Here is a 19,962-nt window from a genome sequence, read left to right as displayed (position 1 = left end):
ACATTCCCATCTGAAGTTGACATCAGCACTTGATGTTGGTTTGTAGAAACTAATAACTATTTTTATAGATTACTAATGATAGTATAGTATAATTAAAGAAAGTATTTGTAGGAGTTTTTTTAATGTTATCTCAGATTATGTCATCATTATCAAAATTAAAAATAACTAATAGTTTTAATTGAAAAAGAAGTTATAATACTATTAAAAAAGTTTTTAAAATAATTTTTGTTGGTAATACCCGCCCGCGACAAATGTTTAATTTATATTTTTATACCTTAATTCTTGGAACGATTCTTTTAATGACTCCCTGAGCCACTACTAAAGGTCAATGGATTTTTTTACAAGCCTTGTTTACAACTGGGAGTGCCTTTTCTGATACAGGTTTAACTGTTAAAAGTACAGCTAATGATTTTACTTTCTTTGGTCAACTTATAATATTAGTTTTAATTAAATTCGGTGGTATTGGTCTAATTACTGTTAAATTAGCAGTGCTTTCGATTTTTCAATTTAATCGTAATCCTAGTTTACGTGAACGATTACTAATGCAAGGTGAACGGGGTTCTAATAAGTTAGGTACAACCATTGATGTCCTTAAAGTAGGAATTATCGTTATGACAATTACCGAATTTTTAGGTGCTATTGTTTTATTTTTGTATTTTTATTTTGTTCCTAATAGTAGCATTGCTTATGGAACAGGAGCAAGTACTCATATGTATCATGAGCATGTATGATTATCACTATGAGGTGGAATTTTCCATTCTGTATCCGCTGTTAATAATGCGGGATTTGATATTGTTGGAACAAATTCTTTAACTCCTTTTCAAAGTGATTATTTTGTGCAGTGAATTTTTGTGATTGAATTTGTAATTGGTGGCATTGGATTTCCTGTTTTTTATGATTTATATCACTGATTTAAAAGTAAAACTCACGGTAAAAAATTTCGTTTTAGTTTATTTACAAAAATTACGGCAACCACTTATATTTTATTAGCCATATTTGGTGTTGGTGGAGTAATGTTTATTGAATACTTTTCTCGTGATGTTAATACTACTAGTGGCATGACACCTATTTTTAAAGACTTATCTACTTCTGATGCCTTAATGGCAGCATTTTTCAATACCATGTCAACACGAAATGCTGGTTTTTATACTGTTGATTTAAATAAATTTCATGTGGCATCGCAAATTATTCAATCACTAATGATGTGGATTGGCTCATCACCAGCAAGTACAGCCGGAGGAATTAGAACTACAACTTTAGCCATTATTATCTTAACTGTTTTCAGTATTGCTCGTGGTAAGAATAACGTTTCTGCTTTTAAACGAAAAATTCCTGATGATACTGTTCGGATGTCGTTTGTTGTTGCCTTTCTTGGTGGTTTTCTTGTATTCTTATCGGTAATGATTATTGCTGTAGAAAATATTTTTATGAAACAAAACAGTTCTATTACCTTTATTCAAATTTTATATGATGTGTCTAGTGCTTTTGGAACGACTGGTTTATCATTATTTGATAATTCTAAATTAGGTGCTTTTAGTCAACTTAGTTTAATCTTGCTAATGTTCGTGGGACAATTGGGTGTATCAACTACAGTATTAGCGTGAAGTGATCGTAAAAGAAAACCAACTATTAGCAGACTTGAAGAAAATGTTTTAATTGGATAAAATTAAGATTGGTGAAAAATATGGCAAAAATCTTAGATGGCAAAATCCTTGCCCAAAAAATCAAATTGGAAATTAAACAACAAGTAGCAAATATTTCCAAAAGAAAACCAAAATTAGCAGTTATTGTTATTGGCGATGATTTAGCTTCGCAAATGTATGTTCGTACTAAAATCAAAGCATGTCAAACATGTGGCATTCAAGGGCAAGTAATTGCTTTAGACAAATCTATTAATCAAACAGAAGTTATTAATCACATTGAGCGTTTAAATAACGATAATACTGTTGATGGAATTTTAGTACAGTTGCCTCTACCAAAACATTTAGACATGTTAGCTGTCATTAATACCATTACTATTAATAAAGATGTTGATGGTCTCACCAATATTAATGCTGGACGATTGTTACAAGGTGATAAACAAACAATGTTGCCTTGCACAGTTAAAGGAATTTTAGAATTATTAACTTATTATCAGATTCTGATTAAAAGACAAAATGTTACTATCATTAATGATAGTAACATTGTTGGTAAACCTTTAGGTTTATTATTAAACAATATGGGGGCAACTATTAGTGTTGTTCATAAATTAACGAAAGATTTATTTACATATACTAAAAATGCTGACATTATTTGTACTGCTACAGGGGTTCATAATATTATTAATAATAAACAAATTAAACCAGGAGCTACTATTATTGATATTGCTATTAATTATACAGGGACTAATAAGAAATTGGTTGGTGATGTAGATTTTATGGAAATGGCGAAAATAGCAGGTGCTATTACACCTGTTCCTGGTGGCGTTGGTCCAATGACAATTGCTATGTTATTAACAAATTTAATGATTTGTTATGAATTAAATAATAAATAGTAAAAAGGTTCACTTAGTGAACCTTTTTATTTAAATTGCTAAGTTTTTATTCTTAAAAAAGATGATACTAAATGTAAATAAAGGTATTGCTAATAAAATGGGGATTGGAAGTTGTCATGATAAACTAATTCAATTAATAATAGTTGGATAATATTGAGATCATTCAGTGGGAGTAATAAATATTTTAATGGGATTACTTTCATCAAATCTTAGTGGATTTTGAATTAAAACTAAAAGCGTAAAATATTTACAAACATATAAAGAATTTTCTTTAATCGGATTTGCAGCGTACATAATATAAAAGATAATAAATAATGCTACTAAAACTGAAACAATACTCAAGGTAATAGTTTGTTTATCCATTAATGATACTAATAATAAAGCAAAAGCAGCAAATAATAAAGAAACTAAACACATACTCATATTAACAGTAAGTAAATATAAAAATGTTTTACTAGTAAAGTCTTGCATTAAACTACCAAAAAGAATTTCTTGGAACGATAAACTTATAACATGAAAAATAAAAATATAAGTAATAACAACAAATAATTTAGCGGACTTCTCCCCACATGTACTTGCGGAGGAAACAATGAAATTGAATGAGTTCAATAATACTTTTCAAACTGAAAAACAATGTCTTGCATATATAGCAAGTTTGAAACAAAGCAAATGTATTAGGTGTTCTAGTTTTAATTTGAATACTTCTAATTTAAGAAAAATGAGATATTTGAAATGTCATCAAACATTCAGTATTCTCACGGGCACTATATTTTCAAAGTCACAAACACCTTTAATATCTTGGTTTTATCTCATCTTTAGATGAATAAACACCAAACATGGAATTCCATCAACTGATGTTGCAAAAGAATTGGGAGTGACCTTGAAAACAGCTTGAAGAATGGGTCATAAAATCCGAAGTGCCATTGCTAAACAAGAACCTCAATTCATTGTTGAGGGCATAGTGCAAATGGATGAAATGTATCTTTCACATATGGTTTTAAAAAACAAGGAAGATCCTTGTTGAACAAAACCTTGATTGTTGGTATTTATGAAAAAACAACCAACAATCTGATTGTGAAAGTATTTAAAAACGCAAACAGTAAAAATCTTTTGCAGTTTGCAATAAACCACATTTCTTCAAAGTGTGATGTACATACTGATTCTTGAAAAGGATATCGCGATTTGAAATCGGTTTTCACTAAGCATGAAACAGTTAACCATCAAGATGGCTATGTTTCAAAAACTGGTGTAAATACCAACCAAATTGAGTCAGTATGAAAACATATACGAAGAACATTTAAAACACATATCAAAGTTGCAAAACATCATATTCATTTATATGCAAAAGAAGCTGCATATAAATTCAATAACATACCTAGTTTTGAAACTGTAATGCTATGTTTAATTTAAAAATGTGGGGAGAAGTCCGTAGATAGGCTTTTCTCAGCATTTATGTGATAAAATTTAAAAATAGTACATAAAGGGAGAAAAGCCTAATTTAGTTACATACACATTAACCTTTGACATTGGCATTACTAATCATGAACCAATATAACTACGGTCAATTTCTTTAATAAATAGTTTATGAATTAAAAGAATTGACAAAATAAAAGATAAAGCCATAGTGCCAGTTACTACTAGTACTGAAAAAAATAATCCAGCACTACCACTGCTGCCTGTTCCATTAGGATAAACATGTGAAAACGGAGAAAATGTTTTTGGACCAATGAGGTCTGGTATTATCATAAAAAGTGTTGCGATAGAAAATAACGTTAATAATATTCAAGTACTTTTCAATTGCACTTTCAAAAATTTAAAATTGATCATTTATTTCACCACCATAAAATTTTAAAAAGTGTTCTTCTAATTTAAATTGTTGTTCTGTGTAAGAATCAATGTTAAATTTAGTTAAATCTTTTAAGAAAGTATTAATTTTTTCTTTTTTGACAAAAACTTTAATTGTATTATTATCAGTTATTTCTGTTTTTCAACTTAATTGTGAAAACTTTATTAAATCTTCATTATTAATAAATTTTATTAAATAAACTTGGGCGTATCAAGTTAATGGTTAGATTAATAAGAACTTAAATGAGAGATAATACTCTCATTTTTAATTGTTAAACAATTATAATTAATTATTTTGATAAATCTGTACTTTATGAAAGTAATTAATTATTACATAACTAAATAAAAAATTATTAAAGGCTATAGTGCAGATATAACTAATAGTAATTTTTGTCATGCTCTTTAAAAATTTAAGAAATTTTGGTTCCCTTCCCCCTACAACCCCCTACCCTTGGCTTTGCTACTTACAGTAGCATAAGCCTTACGTAGTAGTAGAAGATATAAGTATTTAGTATATAAGCCTATTATCACTGTAAGTGATAAGGCTTATACGTAGAATAGAAAGGAAATATATATGACAACTATTAATTTAGAATTAAAAAGTAAAGTTAGAGAAACAGAGAAAGGTATATTATTAGAAATTGGTGAATATGAAACATGATTTTCTACACAATATACTACTATTGATAATAAAAATAAAAAAATATTAATAAAAATATTTGAAGATTGAAATTATAAATTAGGTAAAAAATCTATTACAAATGATATTTCTAGTATTAAAGGTAGTGAAATTTTAAAATATGTAAAAAATATACCAAATGTTACTGCTAATGAAAATGAATTAATATCTTGTGAATTTTATGAACAATATAATGGTTATTATATTTTTAAAAATGATAAAGAAGAAGAATGTTTTAAATATAACATTACATGAGAACAAGATAGAAAAAGTTTTAAAATAAATAATCCATATAATCATAATGATTTATTCATAAATTATATAGTAACACCAATGAAAGATATATTAACTCATAATGAAAAAATATTTTATTTAAAATATTAGAAAGGAATGAATATCTATATGTATTTATGAAAAGAAAACCTTGAATATAAAAAAACTTATTTAAATAATATTATTACTCATAGTTGTGATATTTGTCATAAACAATCTTCATTTGCTAATAGAACATGTAATAAATGTTTTTATAAATTAATGGGTGAAAATAATGAAATGCAATATTCATAATGAAAAATATATTTGAATTAGTGAAATAGATAATTCTTATTATTGTAATAAAGATATTAATGAAATGATTGAAGAAGATATACATTTAACAAGTGATAATTCTGATAGTTTATATAACTATTATATTAATGAATTACAATTAGAAAATTTTTAAGGAGAAATAAAATGACAAGAAATGAATTTAATGAAAAATATAGAAAACATGATATCAGAATTGATAGAGATTTTAATTTACATATTGAGAATTGTTTTAAATTTACTGATATTAACATTTTAGAAGAAACAATTAATGATTATAAAAAATTAATTAATGAAATACCACAATTAGTTAAAGATTGATTATTAGGATAATTAAGAAAGGAGAAAAGATAATGCAATATGCTTATTTATTAAAATATAAAGTTAATTATACTGATGAAATAAAATATAAAGTATTTACTAAAATTGAAAATGCTATTAATTTTCATAAAAATTATAAACATCCTATATTAAATGATACTTATGAAAGAATAGTTACTACAAAAGCATTTATTACAAATTATGAAATATTAGTAATGGAATTAGATATTAAAGGAGTTAATAATAATGGATAAATTAAGAAATTATTTAGAATTACAACTTACAGTGAAAGAATATATTAATATTAAAGATTTATTAAAAGATATAGAGGATGGTGATTTTAATGCCAGCACATAAGAAAAAAATAGAAGATTTAATTAATAAACAAATTTTTGTTAGATTAACTAAAGAAGAACATTATGAATTAAAAAAACTTTGCTTAGAAAATAATAATATGTCAATTACTAATTTTGTAAGGAATTTAATTAAAAATGCAATTAAACAATCAAAATAATAATTTAATTTTTAAAAAAGATACACATCAATATTTTTTAAATAATCAAGAAAAAATATCAGTATCTAAAATTATTCAATATTATTTATATAGTAATAAAAATCCTTATGAAAATGTACCTTTTGATAGATTAGAAAATGCTCGATTAAGAGGAGAAACTGTTCATAAAGTAGCAGAATTATATTTTAAAAATATTAATATTAATAATATAAAAGATAAATTAATAAATAATATTAAATATTTATTTAATGAAAATTATTTACAATATTGTGAAAATTTATTAAATAATTTACAAGAATTTAAAGTAAATACTAAATATATATGTGAACAAGTATTTACTTATGATATTGTTGCTGGAACACCTGATTTAATTTATGAAGAAAATAATTTATATACAATAATTGATTTTAAAACATTATCAAATATGTATAAAGAAAATAAAGAAAAATCAATATTACAATTAACTGCTTATTATTGAATATTAAAAAATAATGGTTTTAATTTATCAAATATACATTATATTTATTGAATTCAAAAAGATAAAGTAGAAAAAATATTAGTAGAAATAACAGATGAATTATTACATGAATGAGAAATGGCAATTGCCCTTTGAAAGGAAGATAAATATGGCAAATTTAACTTTACCTAAAAATATAAATAAATCAAAAATACAACAATTTACTAACTATTATGAATTAACAAAATTAAATGATAAAAAATTATCTACTTTAAATCCACAATCAGTGATTAATACTTTAGCAACTATATTTGAATTAGACCTTTCAAATAATCCAATTAAAAAAGAAATTGCTTTAATTCCTTATGGAAATGAATTACAAGTACAAATTCAAGAAGATGGTTTTTTAACTTTATTACAACGTTCAAATTGTGTTATTGATTTTCAACGAGAAATTATTACTGATAAACATATTTTTAATAAAGAAACTCAACGTTGAGAATTATAACCTAGTAAAATATTTGAAAATAAAATAATAACCAATTAGATTTATTAAAGGTATGACTAAACAAGAATGTGAAGAACATAGAAAAAAATATAGTAAAGCAAATGGTAATAGTCCATGAACTACTAGTTTTAATGCTATGGCACTTAAAACAGTTATTAAAGCAATTATTAGAGATATTAATAAAGACCCTAGTATTAAATTAGAAAATCAAAATATTGTTGATAGAGCAATGCAAATTGATCAAGCAATAGTATTAGATAATGAAAATATAATGTATGTTGATAATCCAAATAATGATAATAAAGAAATTAAATTAAAAGAAATTGAAGAAACAAAAGAAGAAATAAATATTAATTATGAACAAATACAAAATAATATAGATAATTTAGATAAGTTGGAATTTAGTAATGAATAAAGAAAAATTACTTAAATTATTAAATGAAATTATTGATGAAAATTTGAATTGTGCTTATACATCATTATTTGATGAATTAAATATCTTATTAGAAAAAATAGAAAATGGAGAATTTGATAATGAATAAATACTTACTTTCTGTAGACCCAAGTATGAAAAATACTGGGTTTACATTATGAGAAAAAAATATAAGTAAAGATTGAAAAAAAATTCAAGATAATACACCATATGAATATTGAAAACCAATATTAATAGAAAGTTATAGTTTTAATAAGAAAAGTGAAGTTAATTCTTTTATTACAAATAATTTTAATGATTTAATTAATGATTTTATTTTTTCAATGTTAACTGTTAAAAAAAATACTTTTTTACAACAAAGTGATATTGATAATATACTTAGTAAATTAACTTTAATTATTGAACGTGGTATATTTAATCCAAAAATGGGTCGAGGTAAAGAAACTTTAGACCATTTAAGAGGTTTTATTGCTGGACAATTTAATAAATTATTAACTAAAGATATGTTAATTAGTAGTAGTGAATGAAGAAAATGATATTTAAATCAAGAAAATATTATTGATACATTAATCTATAATGAAAATGAAAATATAGGGATTGCAAATCATCCTAATAATAAATGAAATAAAGATTTATCTATAAAAATTGTTAATTATTTAACTATTATAAATAATTGAAATATAAAAATATCAAATCATGATGAAGCAGAAAGTTTATTAATTGGTTGATATTATTTAAATAAGGAGAATAAATAATGAAAGATTTAAAAAAAGTAACAAGATTTGAATTAATAAATAAATATGAAAGACAAATTGTAATTTATAGTAAAGAACATAAAAATGGTAATAAAAATATTAATAAAATTGAATATGATTTACAAGATAATGAACAAACATTAAAAGTATTTATTAGTTAGGAAGTGAAATAATGCAAAAACCAAAACAAGAAAAAGTATTATTAAAATGTATTGTTAAAGATTGTAATAAAAAAGTATTAATTAAATTACAATCTACAGATTTAGAAAATACTTCTATTCAATTTTTTAAAATGTGTAAAAAACATCAATTAGATTTTAATAATAAAGTAAAAGAAATAAAAGAATATTATGATAATAAAATTAAAATTAAGGAGTAAAAAATGAATAATTGTACAATAGATGAATTTTTAAATAAATGAAAAAAAGAAAAATATTATAATGTAAGTGTTGGTCATTTTTCAGTTGAACAAGATTTTACTTTAAATTTTAAACAATTACATATTGATAAAAATAATATTGAAGAATTTAAAGAATTGATAAATGATTATGAAATAAATGTAAGAATGTGAAATATAAAAGAAAGATGTAAACAATGTCATCATCATAATTCTCAAATAGAAATTGATGAAGAAGAATAAAATAAGGAGTAAATAATGAAAAAATATTTATTTATTTGTTCTTGTGATAATGTTTATCTTAGTTTATGAAGAGCAATGTTACATCAAAATTTTCATAAAAGTAAAATTACAGTTTATTTAATAATTTAATAAGAAAAAATTTATAAAAGGAGTAAATAATGACTAAATGAGATTTTGCAAAATGATTAATGGAACAATGATTAGAAGCAAGAAAAAATAATGATAAAGAATATATGCAAGTAATAGAAGATAGTTTTACTGAATTTAATTAAGATTAATAACTAAATTATCTATATTAAATATATAAAATATCATATGAAAGGAAATAAATAATGGAAAATAAAATACTAATTGCTATTACTATAGAAGATTTAGTTAATATTTTAGATAATAATTTAAAAGATAATAATTCAATAAAAATATTAAAAGACATAATTGATAAAAAATATCATTATTGAGTTATGCAAGAAAAAGAAAATACAGATTTACAATTAGAATTACTTAAATTAAAAGCACTTAATAATTAAATTATGTATATTTAATAAATATTTATGATATAAAAATAATATAAACTTAATAATAGTTTTTAACTCATTGCTTTATTTTAAAGTAAATGAGTTTTTATTTTGAAAGGAGTCAATTAAATATGAATAAGAAAATTTTATGTGGAACATTATCAGGAATAATAATTGGAGGTATGGGATTTACCTTTTCATTTTTAAAATTTTTTGAAAAAAATATAGAAATAAGAACAAATAAAAATTTTGATAATGATTTATCTATTATTGCATGTATAGGTTCGTTTGTAGGAGGATTTTCTGGATTTTTAGTTAGTAGCTTAATTTCTGATTGTATAGAGGAACGTTCAGAAAGAGAAGCTTATAGAGAATTTTTTGAAAGTCAAAGAATAGAAAATATTCCAAATCAATTGGTAAACGAATCAACACCATTATTACAAGAACACATATTAAATATAAATAATGAAGAAAATTTATTAAATGCAAATAATCATTCTAATGATAGTCGTTGTACTATTTTATAAATAAAAAAAGTTACCAATTAAGGTAACTTTTTAATTAGATTGTGGGGGAATGTTAGTTTTAGGCTTTACAGTAATAATATTTTCATCATCATTTTCGTTTTTTTCGTTATTAGTTACATTATGTCTACAATTATACAAAATGGCTAATCCTCACATCAAACCAAATATATTTAAAAAAATAAATAAAATTAAAACACCCATTGCGTCATTTTTATAGCATTTTTTTTTACCTTGTATTATTCCTACTACAAAAATAGGTATTATTATAGATAATGAAAGTAAAATTATTAATGCTAAATATGGTGCAGATATACAATTTTGACATGTGGTTATAATATTCATATTTTATCCTTTTTAATTAGTTTTAATAAAATTATATTAAGATAATATCATAATTATCTACTATTTAAAACTATTTTATTAATATTTGCTTTAATATTAGAAATATATCTTTTTGCATAACCCTTATCTGGATATGCATATCACACATCTTCAATCTTTCCTAATGTTGCTTGTAAATAAAAATTTCATTTAAAATCTTTATTATCTACTATACAAAATCCTAATAATTTATTATTTTCATAATTTTGATTTCATCCTCCAATATTTCCATTATCACTTATAGTAAATTTATAACCATTTAATTGATAATTAGTATTTGTAATTCCATAAGCAGAAGATATACCACTTCCGTCTCTTAATTTTGGGTCACCATTCAAATTCGGCATTCAAAAAATAGAATTTAAATCATTATGTGGTGGATTATCTTGAAAAATTAAATCTTTTAAAATTATTTCTTGAAATCCATCATGTTTTTTTGGATTAGAAAAATTTTCAATAGTAGAAAATTTAGTATATCCTACATATGGTAAGCTTGTATCTTTTATTTCTACTTTTGTTTCAATATCATAATCATAATATATAGTTATACTTTTATAATATCTTTGTAAGTCATTAAAAGTATTAATTAATAATGTTTGGTCTAATAAAGATTTTAAATCTATTTCATAGTTCATTAATTTATTTGTGTTAGCATTTAATCACTCAGTAGTATTATTTATTGTTTGAGAACCAGTATTAATAGTTAAATCTATATCGTTTGCTGTCATTTCAATTTTTAAATCTGGAATTATTATAATTGATTTTGCTATATTTTGTGGACTTGGTGGTAATATTTCTGCTGGATAACTAAAGGTAGTTTCTTCAGTTTCTTTATATTCATCATGATTTAATTTATATAAAGTAGTTCAATTAAAAGCATTACTAGTTAAAGCACCTTTATTTTTATATCTAAATTGTGCAACTGAAAGTTCATTATAATCACCTTGATAAGTAAATGGATTATCACTATAAAATGTATGTCTTTCTTCTCCTTGATGTAATGATTGAGTTACAATTGTATCAATAATATAAGCATAATTAGAACCGTCAGATACACCATTAGCAGTTGGATTTCATTGACAATCAGTATCTAAGTTAGTTAATGGACTTGCTATATCTAAAAACTCTGTATCTTCTGCTAAAATATAAACTTTATTATTTTTCTTTTGTGATAAATCAACTGTACTTATTTGCTCTTTTACACTTAATTTCTTCCCAGTAGTAGGGTCTCATGGATAAACACTAACTCTATCACTTAATTTCATAGTCATAGCAGTTGTACTAACATTTGCACCTAATAATTTACCAATAGCAAAATCATTTTCATTTGTAAATACATTTAATGGAATTAAACCACCATTACCAATAATATTTTCTAAATTACTTGTAAAAAATGCAGACATAAAACCATTAAAATATAACATTTTTTTATATTGTTGAACATTTTGAGTAATAACTCAACTACTTCAAATACCTAATGTTAAAGCATTTAATAATTTACCAATTAAAGGAATATCACTTAATGCAAATGGTAATCATTGATTTGAATCATAAGGCATTTGAATTAAACTACTAAATACTACTGAATTAAAATTTAATATAGCACTCATATATTTTTGACTTATTTTAGAATAATCTACAGTTGGTGAACCAATAATTAAATTAGTATCTGGGTCTTTATATTTAAAATTACTAGACATATCTACATTATAGCTACCAGTTAAATTATTAATATTTCATTCACTATCTCAAAAGAATTTAGCTTCTCCAATTGCTGTACCATTACTTAATCTTGCTTTATCTTTATCAAAAGAAAGCATACCTTTAAAATCTTTTGTAACAAATAAATTATCTTGAAAATTTAATGAAGTTTTTAATCATTCTGTAAAATTTTTAAAATTAGTAAATCCAGTAGGTTTTGCATCCATTAAATTATAAAATGTTGTTTCTGGATGACTATTAGTAGTTATTTTATCATTAATACCTGCTAATAAACCACCATTATTTTTAACTGATGTACTTGAATGGTCATTATTACCAGCAATAAATAATCTTCTACTAGCAAATACTTTTTGTTCAAATATTTCTTTATTATCAATTTGATTAGGTGCTTGACCTTGTATTATAGGTCTACCATAATAATAACAACTTGATAATAATTCTAAACCATAAGATTGTCTATGACTATATCTAACTCCAATATCACGCATTAAAGTACGATTTAACGTTACTTCTCCTTCTTGAATAGTAGGGCATAACCACTACCAGGACTTGCATATTGTACATAATCAAGCGTATTTTGACCACTTGCTACTGCTCTATCATTAACTGAACTAAAAGTTAATACCTGCATACTAAATTCACCATTATAAGGACTATAATAATTAGTTACATTTGAAATATATAATAATTGTCTATCTTGATTTTTACCTGTATTACCACCAATATTTTAATTTTTATCATTAAATACACAAAAAAAATTGTAAATAATCATCTACTGTAATTTGTTCTTCAAACATAACTAATGTATATTGTCTTGTAGTAGAAATTGTTTTAAATAAACTATTATTAGGTAAACCACCAAAATCTACACCACTAGTATCATCAATTAAATAAGCATTTCAATAATCACCAATTTTATATTGTTTAGTATAATATTGATTTTGACCTGTTGTTTTATGTGTTACTGGGTCTGTTATACCTTTATTTTTTTGATATATATTAGTACTTTTTTTTCAAATACATACAACTGGAGTATTACCAGAAAGTATTAATTCATATTGACCAAAATCACTAATTTTACTATTTATAGGTTTATAACCAGTTTCAGTTAAAGGTATTGCACCATTATTAATTATAAATGGAAATATTTTTCAATGACTTAAACGTTTAATTATTGCTTGTTGTCTCTTTAGATGTAGATGTGCGTGTTTCATTAATTGAATTCGTTGATGATTGCTCATTTTCATTATCTCCTAATTCTTTATTTAATTTTTTATGGCTTTTCTCCCTTTATGTACTATTTTTAAATTTTATCACATAAATGCTGAGAAAAGCCTATCTACGGACTTCTCCCCACATTTTTAAATTAAACATAGCATTACAGTTTCAAAACTAGGTATGTTCTTGAATTTATATGCAGCTTCTTTGGCATATAAATGAATATGATGTTTTGCAACTTTGATATGTGTTTTAAATGTTCTTCGTATATGTTTTCATACTGACTCAATTTGGTTGTTATTTACACCAGTTTTTGAAACATAGCCATCTTGATGGTTAACTGTTTCATGCTTAGTGAAAACCGATTTCAAATCGCGATATCCTTTTCAAGAATCAGTATGTACATCACACTTTGAAGAAATGTGGTTTATTGCAAACTGCAAAAGATTTTTACTGTTTGCGTTTTTCAATACTTTCACAATCAGATTGTTGGTTGTTTTTTCATAAATACCAACAATCAAGGTTTTGTTCAACAAGGATCTTCCTTGTTTTTTAAAACCCATATGTGAAAGATACATTTCATCCATTTGCACTATGCCCTCAACAATGAATTGAGGTTCTTGTTTAGCAATGGCACTTCGGATTTTATGACCCATTCTTCAAGCTGTTTTCAAGGTCACTCCCAATTCTTTTGCAACATCAGTTGATGGAATTCCATGTTTGGTGTTTATTCATCTAAAGATGAGATAAAACCAAGATATTAAAGGTGTTTGTGACTTTGAAAATATAGTGCCCGTGAGAATACTGAATGTTTGATGACATTTCAAACATCTCATTTTTCTTAAATTAGAAGTATTCAAATTAAAACTAGAACACCTAATACATTTGCTTTGTTTCAAACTTGCTATATATGCAAGACATTGTTTTTCAGTTTGAAAAGTATTATTGAACTCATTCAATTTCATTGTTTCCTCCACAAGTACATGTGGGGAGAAGTCCGTTTTTTATTTTCTGTAATAATATTTTCTAATTTATTTTCTGCCATAAGTTGGTCAATATTATCATATTCACCAATAGCTTCACTTACTGTCATGGTACCATTATTTAATCTTGAATTAATAATTTGGTCTTGTATAATTTGGTCAGTCATTGCTATAGGTATAAATTTAAATGAATAAGGTCTTTCACCAATACCATTTCATAAATTTTCACTAATAAGAAGTAAATCAAATATACGATAAAAATAAGCACTATAAAATGCTATTTTAATTTCTGTTGTTTCCATATCAAATTTATTATTAAACATACTTTGTGTTTTATTTGTATAAACATCATTACCATGTTCATCATAATCATAACCTGCACCATTAAATATGGCTTTAGCAGTACCATTATAATCTAATCAATATTCACTAAATTTAGGGTCACCTTGAATAATTTGCATACCACCATTACCATTTTTATCATAACCTGCACTACCAACATTAACTATCATATCTTTTTTAGGATTTTCAATAATATTACCATTTTCTTGCATTTCTTTTGCTGTTTCATTATCTAATGAAGCAAATAAAGTAGTAACATTTAATTCTCTTTCTAATCTTTTTTGTCTAATAACACGATTTAAATCATATATTAAATCTCATACTGCTGTACAATCTGGATATGCATTTAAAGTAGTTGTATTACCATATAAATTAATAATTGGTAAATTAGTTATTTCAAAAATAGGAATATAATTAAATGGATTTTTAATTTCATAAGTATTTAATGGTGTTATATTTGGTTTTAATTTAGTTCTTGTAGAACCTAAAATAATATCTTTATTATTATCTTTATATGTTTCATATTTAACTTTTCCATTTTGTATTGTTACTCATGTTAAAGTAGCACTATCTGCTTGTTCATTAATAAAATAAAATTCTGCTGATTGTTCTTGTTCATTATATTTAGCAACTCTACCACAAAAACTATTAGGTAATATTTTTAGTGATTTACTATTATCTTCATTAATTATAATCATAATAAATACTTTACCCATTAGTGAATTTTGTAAACCAAATTTATAAAATTTTTCTAATCATTTATCTTTTAAATTCATATCATTAAGATAATCTAATATTTCTTTTTTACTTGAATTAAATAAAAAACCTTTACCTAATCATAATTTAGTTGATTTTTGAGCAATAATCATTGGTATATCAATATATCATTTTGATTTATCACAACTTAAATATTCCATTGTATTTATCATATTAATCACCACCAAAATTATTTTTATTAATTAATAATTTATTATTAATACCATTAATTAATCATTTCATTTCATGCATTAAAGCATACATATCACTATCTCAAGTATCATCATGTAAATCTAACATTTGCGGAGTATTATTAGCATTATCTATTTTTACTTTAGATAATCATTGCATTAAATTATATTGTCTTTTAGTTTCTGGACATCTTTCTCAATTAAAACTAATAATATTTTTAAGCATACAAATTGTTGTAAAATCAATTCTATCATTTAAATATAAAGTTGATTTATCTACTGCTATAAATTTTAATCATGTTATATTACGTTTTTTAACTCAACTTTTTAAAACATCAATAAATACTAATCCACCATTACCATAATCAACATAACAAGTAAAACCAAATAACATTGCTATATAACGTTTACTTTCATTTATATAATAATTAATAATATCATTTGCTAATGTATCAGTATCTTTATATTGCATTGTTACATTACTATGATAAAATTCACTTTCTTTATGTGCTCTTCTACCATTATCATTTTCACCAATAAATCATAAACTAGCAATTGTAGGATGACCACTTGGACTTGTTGCCATACCTATATCTAATCCACCTGATAATCTTTGTACTTGAAAATCTAATTTAGTACCAACTTTATCAAGATATCTTGCAAATATAGCACCAGTAAGAATACTTGGTACACCATAATATCAAGATTGTGCTTTAATTGGATCTAATACTTTTAATTCTTCTAAATCATTAATCATATCTAATGTAAGATTATGAGCATTTACTTTTCAATTACTATAATGAAATAATTTAAAAATATTATTATCAAATATTGATTTAATTTGTTCATTTTTTTCTTTCATTATTTCTAAATTAAAAGGTACAATTTTATTCATATATTCAATATAATATTGATAAATATTATCTGGATTACAACTTTTTATTTTTATTCTTTTTTTAGCATTACCTAATGCAAATGTTATTGCTTGAAATTCTTGCTGAGTAAATTCATTTGCTTCTTCACATCATTCAATTGCTAAATCAAAACCTTTTATTTCACTACGAGAAAGTCCTTTTAAAGGTATTCTATCATTTGAATTACTATATACACCCATTACTCTTATAAATGATTTAGAGCCTTTAAAACGAAAGTCTGCTTGCTTATTAGGGTATTTTAAATTAAAGTCTTTATAATCATTTAAACCTATTGTTATTAAAGCATTATATATTTCTTTTACTAAATCATTAATATCTTTATTTAATTTTCTAAAACAATATATAGCAATTGATTTATTAACTTTAATTGAAATAGCTATTAATATTGCTAATTCTTCTGCAATACTATATGTTTTACTACTATATCGTGAACCACTAAGATTATATTCACTATGAGTAAAATCACTTTTATTTAATAATCAATAACTAATTTCATTAAGATAAGTAAATTCTTTATTCATAATATTATTCCTGTAATTCTTCTAATTTTAAAATATTACCTTTATATACACTAGTTGCAGTAACTATTCTAATTATATTATCCATAACTTCTAATCTTAATAATTCAATTTTTAAACCTGAATTTAGATTTCAATTTCTTACACAACTATCTAATATATATACACAATCATATTTATTTGATAATAATTTATTAAATTCTTTACTTATAGAATAAGCAATAGGTTGCGTATCTCCATCCCATATATAAGTAACTCTATATTTTTTCCCGGAAAAAAATTTATAATTAATTTGGTTTTTTGTTATCCTTGTTCCTACTTCTTTTCATTGTGGAACACTTGGGTTAGGAGGATTTGGTGTTGGATTATCTTTTAATTCAATATCTCAACAATTGTCTTCTATTTCATTAGTTTCTAAACTTTTTGAATTAATTTTAATTGGTTTATCTATATTAATTATACTTGGTGAAGTAATATCTAATGTATTACTAGTGATTTTATAAGTATTTTCTTTTAATTCTTCTTCTAATGAATATATTTTACCTTCATCATCATTAAATCTATCCATTGCAATAGCATTTGAAATAACTACTAAATCAACATAAGATTCAGTAATTCTTTTACCACTAATTCCTTTAAAAAAACTAGCTAATACAGCACCTTCACCTTGTCATAAAAATTGCATATATATAATTGGACTTTTTTCTACATTTTTTCAACAATAACCAACTCTATATAAAGTATTTACTTTAAAATCATAATTAATTTTAATGTTACTTTCTTTTGTACCAATATTTTTTCATTTAATAACATTTAAAGATTTTATTCTTTCATCAACATATTTTTTATTTGGAATATCTAAATCATCAGTTATAACTGGATTATTTCTATAAATTAAAGTTTTACCACCAACATTAGTTTTAATAATATCATTAACTAATCTTGTTGTATTATCTTTATCATTTTTATTATTAAATATTCTATTTTCATCAACTGAACTACCACCAGTAGCACTAATAACATTATCTTTAATAGTTATATTAGTACCAGCTGTTAATTTATCTTGTTTTAAAACTAAAACACCTTGTACATTAGTTACTTCAGTCTTAATTTGACTAATATGTAAATCTTGTGTATCATTAACATTTTTAACTTCATTAATAGCACCAGTAATAGTTTTATCTGTTGTTATTAATGCATTATCAGTTTTATCTTGTTTTTTATCTAATAGTTCATTAGTTTCTTCTTTTTTATAATAATCAGTTAAATCAGTTTTACCACCAGTAGCACTAATTTTATTATCTTTATCAATAGTTATATTAGTACCAGCAATTAACTTATTTTGTAATTTATCATCTGCATATTTTTTAGGAATTAAAGTTCCATTTAAATAACTTGAGTAATCTTCTGTAAAAGGATCAAAATTTTTATAAGCAACTCATTTATATATAAAATTAGGTACTAAAGTATGTTTTAAAATTTCAATAGCATTTTTTCTATCATCAAGGTCATCAAAATAAATTACTTTATCACTAACATCACTATTAACTATATGAGTTTCTTTATCATATTTAATATCAATAGTTTCTTTTGGACTTTTAAATTCAGGTACTGTAGTAGATGTATTAATACCTCTAGTATCAATATTAATAACCGGTCTTGATCTATTTTGTGGATGAGTAATAGTGATTTTAGTTCTAGTATCTGATGATTCTAAATTAGTATAAGGAATATATTCATTTAAAGGACTATCTTCACCACAATTTGAAATAAATTTATTAAAATAATTATTTTTTTGTGGTTCTATTCCTTTTAAATCAAAACCTTTAATATTTGGATATTCTTTAATTTTTCTTAAATAATTAAATACTTCTGGTGGGATAAAATAAGGGTCATCTGGATTAGTTTCACTATAAGTTAATCCACCTTGACTAATTGAACCTTGACCACGTAAATAATCTACATCTTTAGTTAATAAAAATCTAACATAATTAGTAGTTGCTGTTTGAATATTATCTGTAAAATCTGTTGGTGTTATTTCTGGTCATTTTTTACTAATAGTAAAACCACTTAAATAATCAATATTACTACTAGCTACAGATATTGCAAATCAAATTTCATTATCTGGAGTAGTAACTTTATCAAATAATAATTCATTAAAATATTTAGAATTTTTAAATTCTTCAACTGTTATAAATAAAATTGGGTCTTTAATAGCCATAATTTACTCCTTAATGTAAAAATAAAGGGTATTTAAACCCTTTAAATTTTAATTTTAGTTACTTTTTTCTTATCTTTATTTGTTAATTCTTGACGTTTTGCTTTTTGAGCAATAATAAAATCTTCAAAATCTTTTTCATCAACATCAAAAGCATCTAATTTTTGTGCAATAGGAGTTTCTGTTAATTGTAATTTATCATTTAATTGTTTAGTATTTAAAATAATATATTCAATTAATTTATTAATTTTAAGTTCTTTTGCAACTATATCTTGTTTATTTTTTTTAATTTTTTTTGAAATAATAGATAATACAAAAGCAATAATAACCCCACTAGTAACTGCTCCTCCTATAATTCCACTTAATAAATATACTGTTAAATTCAT

31 protein-coding genes are annotated in these 19,962 nt (G+C 23.5%); 20 read left to right on the top strand and 11 right to left on the bottom strand.

Annotated elements, in window-relative coordinates; genetic code table 4:
- Positions 1-137 precede the first annotated feature (137 nt).
- Positions 138-1,664, top strand: a complete 1,527-nt coding sequence (locus ACFEL4_RS05535) for a TrkH family potassium uptake protein (RefSeq protein WP_375316914.1) — start codon at positions 138-140, stop codon at positions 1,662-1,664.
- Positions 1,665-1,684: 20 nt separating this feature from the next.
- A complete protein-coding gene (locus ACFEL4_RS05530; RefSeq protein WP_375316913.1) occupies positions 1,685-2,533 on the top strand; it encodes a bifunctional 5,10-methylenetetrahydrofolate dehydrogenase/5,10-methenyltetrahydrofolate cyclohydrolase in 849 nt (282 codons plus the stop codon).
- A 30-nt stretch (positions 2,534-2,563) separates the two neighbouring features.
- Here the strand turns inward: ACFEL4_RS05530 and ACFEL4_RS05525 are convergent, their stop codons facing one another.
- Positions 2,564-3,142 carry a hypothetical protein gene (locus ACFEL4_RS05525; protein WP_375316912.1) on the bottom strand — a complete coding sequence of 193 codons (579 nt, stop codon included), beginning with the start codon at positions 3,140-3,142 and terminating at the stop codon, positions 2,564-2,566.
- Between ACFEL4_RS05525 and ACFEL4_RS05520 the strand changes: the two genes are divergently transcribed.
- Positions 3,123-3,659, top strand: a complete 537-nt coding sequence (locus ACFEL4_RS05520) for a hypothetical protein (protein ID WP_375316911.1) — start codon at positions 3,123-3,125, stop codon at positions 3,657-3,659. The genes ACFEL4_RS05525 and ACFEL4_RS05520 overlap by 20 nt on opposite strands.
- The gene (locus tag ACFEL4_RS05515; RefSeq protein ID WP_375316910.1) at positions 3,554-3,943 is read left to right on the top strand and encodes an IS1595 family transposase; all 390 of its coding nucleotides are present in this window, start codon (positions 3,554-3,556) and stop codon (positions 3,941-3,943) included. The genes ACFEL4_RS05520 and ACFEL4_RS05515 overlap by 106 nt, the downstream gene beginning before the upstream one ends.
- Positions 3,944-3,997: 54 nt before the next feature.
- Here the strand turns inward: ACFEL4_RS05515 and ACFEL4_RS05510 are convergent, their stop codons facing one another.
- A complete protein-coding gene (locus tag ACFEL4_RS05510; protein ID WP_375316909.1) occupies positions 3,998-4,279 on the bottom strand; it encodes a hypothetical protein in 282 nt (93 codons plus the stop codon).
- Between the two features lie 673 nt (positions 4,280-4,952).
- Here ACFEL4_RS05510 and ACFEL4_RS05505 point away from each other — a divergent pair.
- From ACFEL4_RS05505 to ACFEL4_RS05430, 16 genes are all read left to right on the top strand, one after another.
- A complete protein-coding gene (locus ACFEL4_RS05505; RefSeq protein WP_375316908.1) occupies positions 4,953-5,441 on the top strand; it encodes a hypothetical protein in 489 nt (162 codons plus the stop codon).
- Positions 5,442-5,459: 18 nt separating this feature from the next.
- Positions 5,460-5,624 (top strand): hypothetical protein, encoded by a 165-nt coding sequence (locus ACFEL4_RS05500; protein WP_375316907.1) that lies wholly within the window; start codon positions 5,460-5,462, stop codon positions 5,622-5,624.
- Positions 5,605-5,778, top strand: coding sequence for a hypothetical protein (locus ACFEL4_RS05495; RefSeq protein ID WP_375316906.1), 174 nt, complete (start codon positions 5,605-5,607; stop codon positions 5,776-5,778). Before ACFEL4_RS05500 ends, ACFEL4_RS05495 begins: the two co-directional genes overlap by 20 nt.
- A gap of 11 nt (positions 5,779-5,789) precedes the next feature.
- Positions 5,790-5,975, top strand: coding sequence for a hypothetical protein (locus ACFEL4_RS05490; RefSeq protein ID WP_375316905.1), 186 nt, complete (start codon positions 5,790-5,792; stop codon positions 5,973-5,975).
- Positions 5,976-5,995: 20 nt separating this feature from the next.
- Positions 5,996-6,217: a hypothetical protein gene (locus ACFEL4_RS05485; RefSeq protein WP_375316904.1), complete on the top strand. Its 222-nt coding sequence runs from the start codon at positions 5,996-5,998 to the stop codon at positions 6,215-6,217.
- A gap of 89 nt (positions 6,218-6,306) precedes the next feature.
- On the top strand, positions 6,307-6,477 hold the full coding sequence (locus tag ACFEL4_RS05480; protein ID WP_375316903.1) for a hypothetical protein: 171 nt from the start codon (positions 6,307-6,309) through the stop codon (positions 6,475-6,477).
- Positions 6,455-7,126 (top strand): PD-(D/E)XK nuclease family protein, encoded by a 672-nt coding sequence (locus tag ACFEL4_RS05475; protein WP_375316902.1) that lies wholly within the window; start codon positions 6,455-6,457, stop codon positions 7,124-7,126. The genes ACFEL4_RS05480 and ACFEL4_RS05475 overlap by 23 nt, the downstream gene beginning before the upstream one ends.
- Positions 7,104-7,442 (top strand): recombinase RecT, encoded by a 339-nt coding sequence (locus ACFEL4_RS05470; protein ID WP_375316901.1) that lies wholly within the window; start codon positions 7,104-7,106, stop codon positions 7,440-7,442. Before ACFEL4_RS05475 ends, ACFEL4_RS05470 begins: the two co-directional genes overlap by 23 nt.
- A 52-nt stretch (positions 7,443-7,494) precedes the next feature.
- Entirely contained in the window at positions 7,495-7,857 is a 363-nt protein-coding gene (locus ACFEL4_RS05465; protein ID WP_375316900.1) for a recombinase RecT, read from the top strand.
- On the top strand, positions 7,850-7,984 hold the full coding sequence (locus ACFEL4_RS05460; protein ID WP_375316899.1) for a hypothetical protein: 135 nt from the start codon (positions 7,850-7,852) through the stop codon (positions 7,982-7,984). The genes ACFEL4_RS05465 and ACFEL4_RS05460 overlap by 8 nt, the downstream gene beginning before the upstream one ends.
- The gene (locus tag ACFEL4_RS05455; protein ID WP_375316898.1) at positions 7,977-8,630 is read left to right on the top strand and encodes a hypothetical protein; all 654 of its coding nucleotides are present in this window, start codon (positions 7,977-7,979) and stop codon (positions 8,628-8,630) included. The genes ACFEL4_RS05460 and ACFEL4_RS05455 overlap by 8 nt, the downstream gene beginning before the upstream one ends.
- Positions 8,630-8,791, top strand: coding sequence for a hypothetical protein (locus ACFEL4_RS05450; RefSeq protein ID WP_375316897.1), 162 nt, complete (start codon positions 8,630-8,632; stop codon positions 8,789-8,791). The genes ACFEL4_RS05455 and ACFEL4_RS05450 overlap by 1 nt, the downstream gene beginning before the upstream one ends.
- Positions 8,792-8,802: 11 nt before the next feature.
- A complete protein-coding gene (locus ACFEL4_RS05445; protein ID WP_375316818.1) occupies positions 8,803-9,009 on the top strand; it encodes a hypothetical protein in 207 nt (68 codons plus the stop codon).
- A 3-nt stretch (positions 9,010-9,012) separates the two neighbouring features.
- A complete protein-coding gene (locus ACFEL4_RS05440; RefSeq protein ID WP_375316896.1) occupies positions 9,013-9,270 on the top strand; it encodes a hypothetical protein in 258 nt (85 codons plus the stop codon).
- A gap of 332 nt (positions 9,271-9,602) precedes the next feature.
- Positions 9,603-9,797, top strand: coding sequence for a hypothetical protein (locus ACFEL4_RS05435; RefSeq protein ID WP_375316895.1), 195 nt, complete (start codon positions 9,603-9,605; stop codon positions 9,795-9,797).
- Positions 9,798-9,916: 119 nt separating this feature from the next.
- A complete protein-coding gene (locus ACFEL4_RS05430) occupies positions 9,917-10,312 on the top strand; it encodes a hypothetical protein (RefSeq protein ID WP_375316894.1) in 396 nt (131 codons plus the stop codon).
- Positions 10,313-10,342: 30 nt separating this feature from the next.
- On the opposite strand, the gene ACFEL4_RS05425 is transcribed toward ACFEL4_RS05430, so the two are convergent.
- From ACFEL4_RS05425 to ACFEL4_RS05385, 9 genes are all read right to left on the bottom strand, one after another.
- The gene (locus ACFEL4_RS05425; RefSeq protein WP_375316893.1) at positions 10,343-10,654 is read right to left on the bottom strand and encodes a hypothetical protein; all 312 of its coding nucleotides are present in this window, start codon (positions 10,652-10,654) and stop codon (positions 10,343-10,345) included.
- A gap of 53 nt (positions 10,655-10,707) precedes the next feature.
- The gene (locus ACFEL4_RS05420; RefSeq protein ID WP_375316892.1) at positions 10,708-12,903 is read right to left on the bottom strand and encodes a hypothetical protein; all 2,196 of its coding nucleotides are present in this window, start codon (positions 12,901-12,903) and stop codon (positions 10,708-10,710) included.
- A 17-nt stretch (positions 12,904-12,920) separates the two neighbouring features.
- Entirely contained in the window at positions 12,921-13,046 is a 126-nt protein-coding gene (locus ACFEL4_RS05415; protein WP_375316891.1) for a hypothetical protein, read from the bottom strand.
- Between the two features lie 109 nt (positions 13,047-13,155).
- On the bottom strand, positions 13,156-13,629 hold the full coding sequence (locus tag ACFEL4_RS05410) for a hypothetical protein (RefSeq protein ID WP_375316890.1): 474 nt from the start codon (positions 13,627-13,629) through the stop codon (positions 13,156-13,158).
- 147 nt (positions 13,630-13,776) lie between these two features.
- Positions 13,777-14,598, bottom strand: coding sequence for an IS1595 family transposase (locus ACFEL4_RS05405; RefSeq protein WP_375316889.1), 822 nt, complete (start codon positions 14,596-14,598; stop codon positions 13,777-13,779).
- On the bottom strand, positions 14,538-15,887 hold the full coding sequence (locus tag ACFEL4_RS05400; RefSeq protein ID WP_375316888.1) for a hypothetical protein: 1,350 nt from the start codon (positions 15,885-15,887) through the stop codon (positions 14,538-14,540). Before ACFEL4_RS05400 ends, ACFEL4_RS05405 begins: the two co-directional genes overlap by 61 nt.
- 1 nt (position 15,888) lies before the next feature.
- Positions 15,889-17,361, bottom strand: coding sequence for a hypothetical protein (locus ACFEL4_RS05395; RefSeq protein WP_375316887.1), 1,473 nt, complete (start codon positions 17,359-17,361; stop codon positions 15,889-15,891).
- A 4-nt stretch (positions 17,362-17,365) separates the two neighbouring features.
- Positions 17,366-19,579 carry a hypothetical protein gene (locus ACFEL4_RS05390; RefSeq protein ID WP_375316886.1) on the bottom strand — a complete coding sequence of 738 codons (2,214 nt, stop codon included), beginning with the start codon at positions 19,577-19,579 and terminating at the stop codon, positions 17,366-17,368.
- Between the two features lie 41 nt (positions 19,580-19,620).
- A complete protein-coding gene (locus ACFEL4_RS05385) occupies positions 19,621-19,962 on the bottom strand; it encodes a hypothetical protein (protein WP_375316885.1) in 342 nt (113 codons plus the stop codon).

The organism is Spiroplasma endosymbiont of Virgichneumon dumeticola, assembly GCF_964264745.1.
In the GTDB taxonomy this organism is placed as follows: Bacteria; Bacillota_I; Bacilli_A; order Mycoplasmatales; family VBWQ01; genus Spiroplasma_E.
The sequence above is the reverse complement of the archived record's forward strand: the minus strand, read 5'-3'. Positions and strand labels throughout refer to the sequence as shown.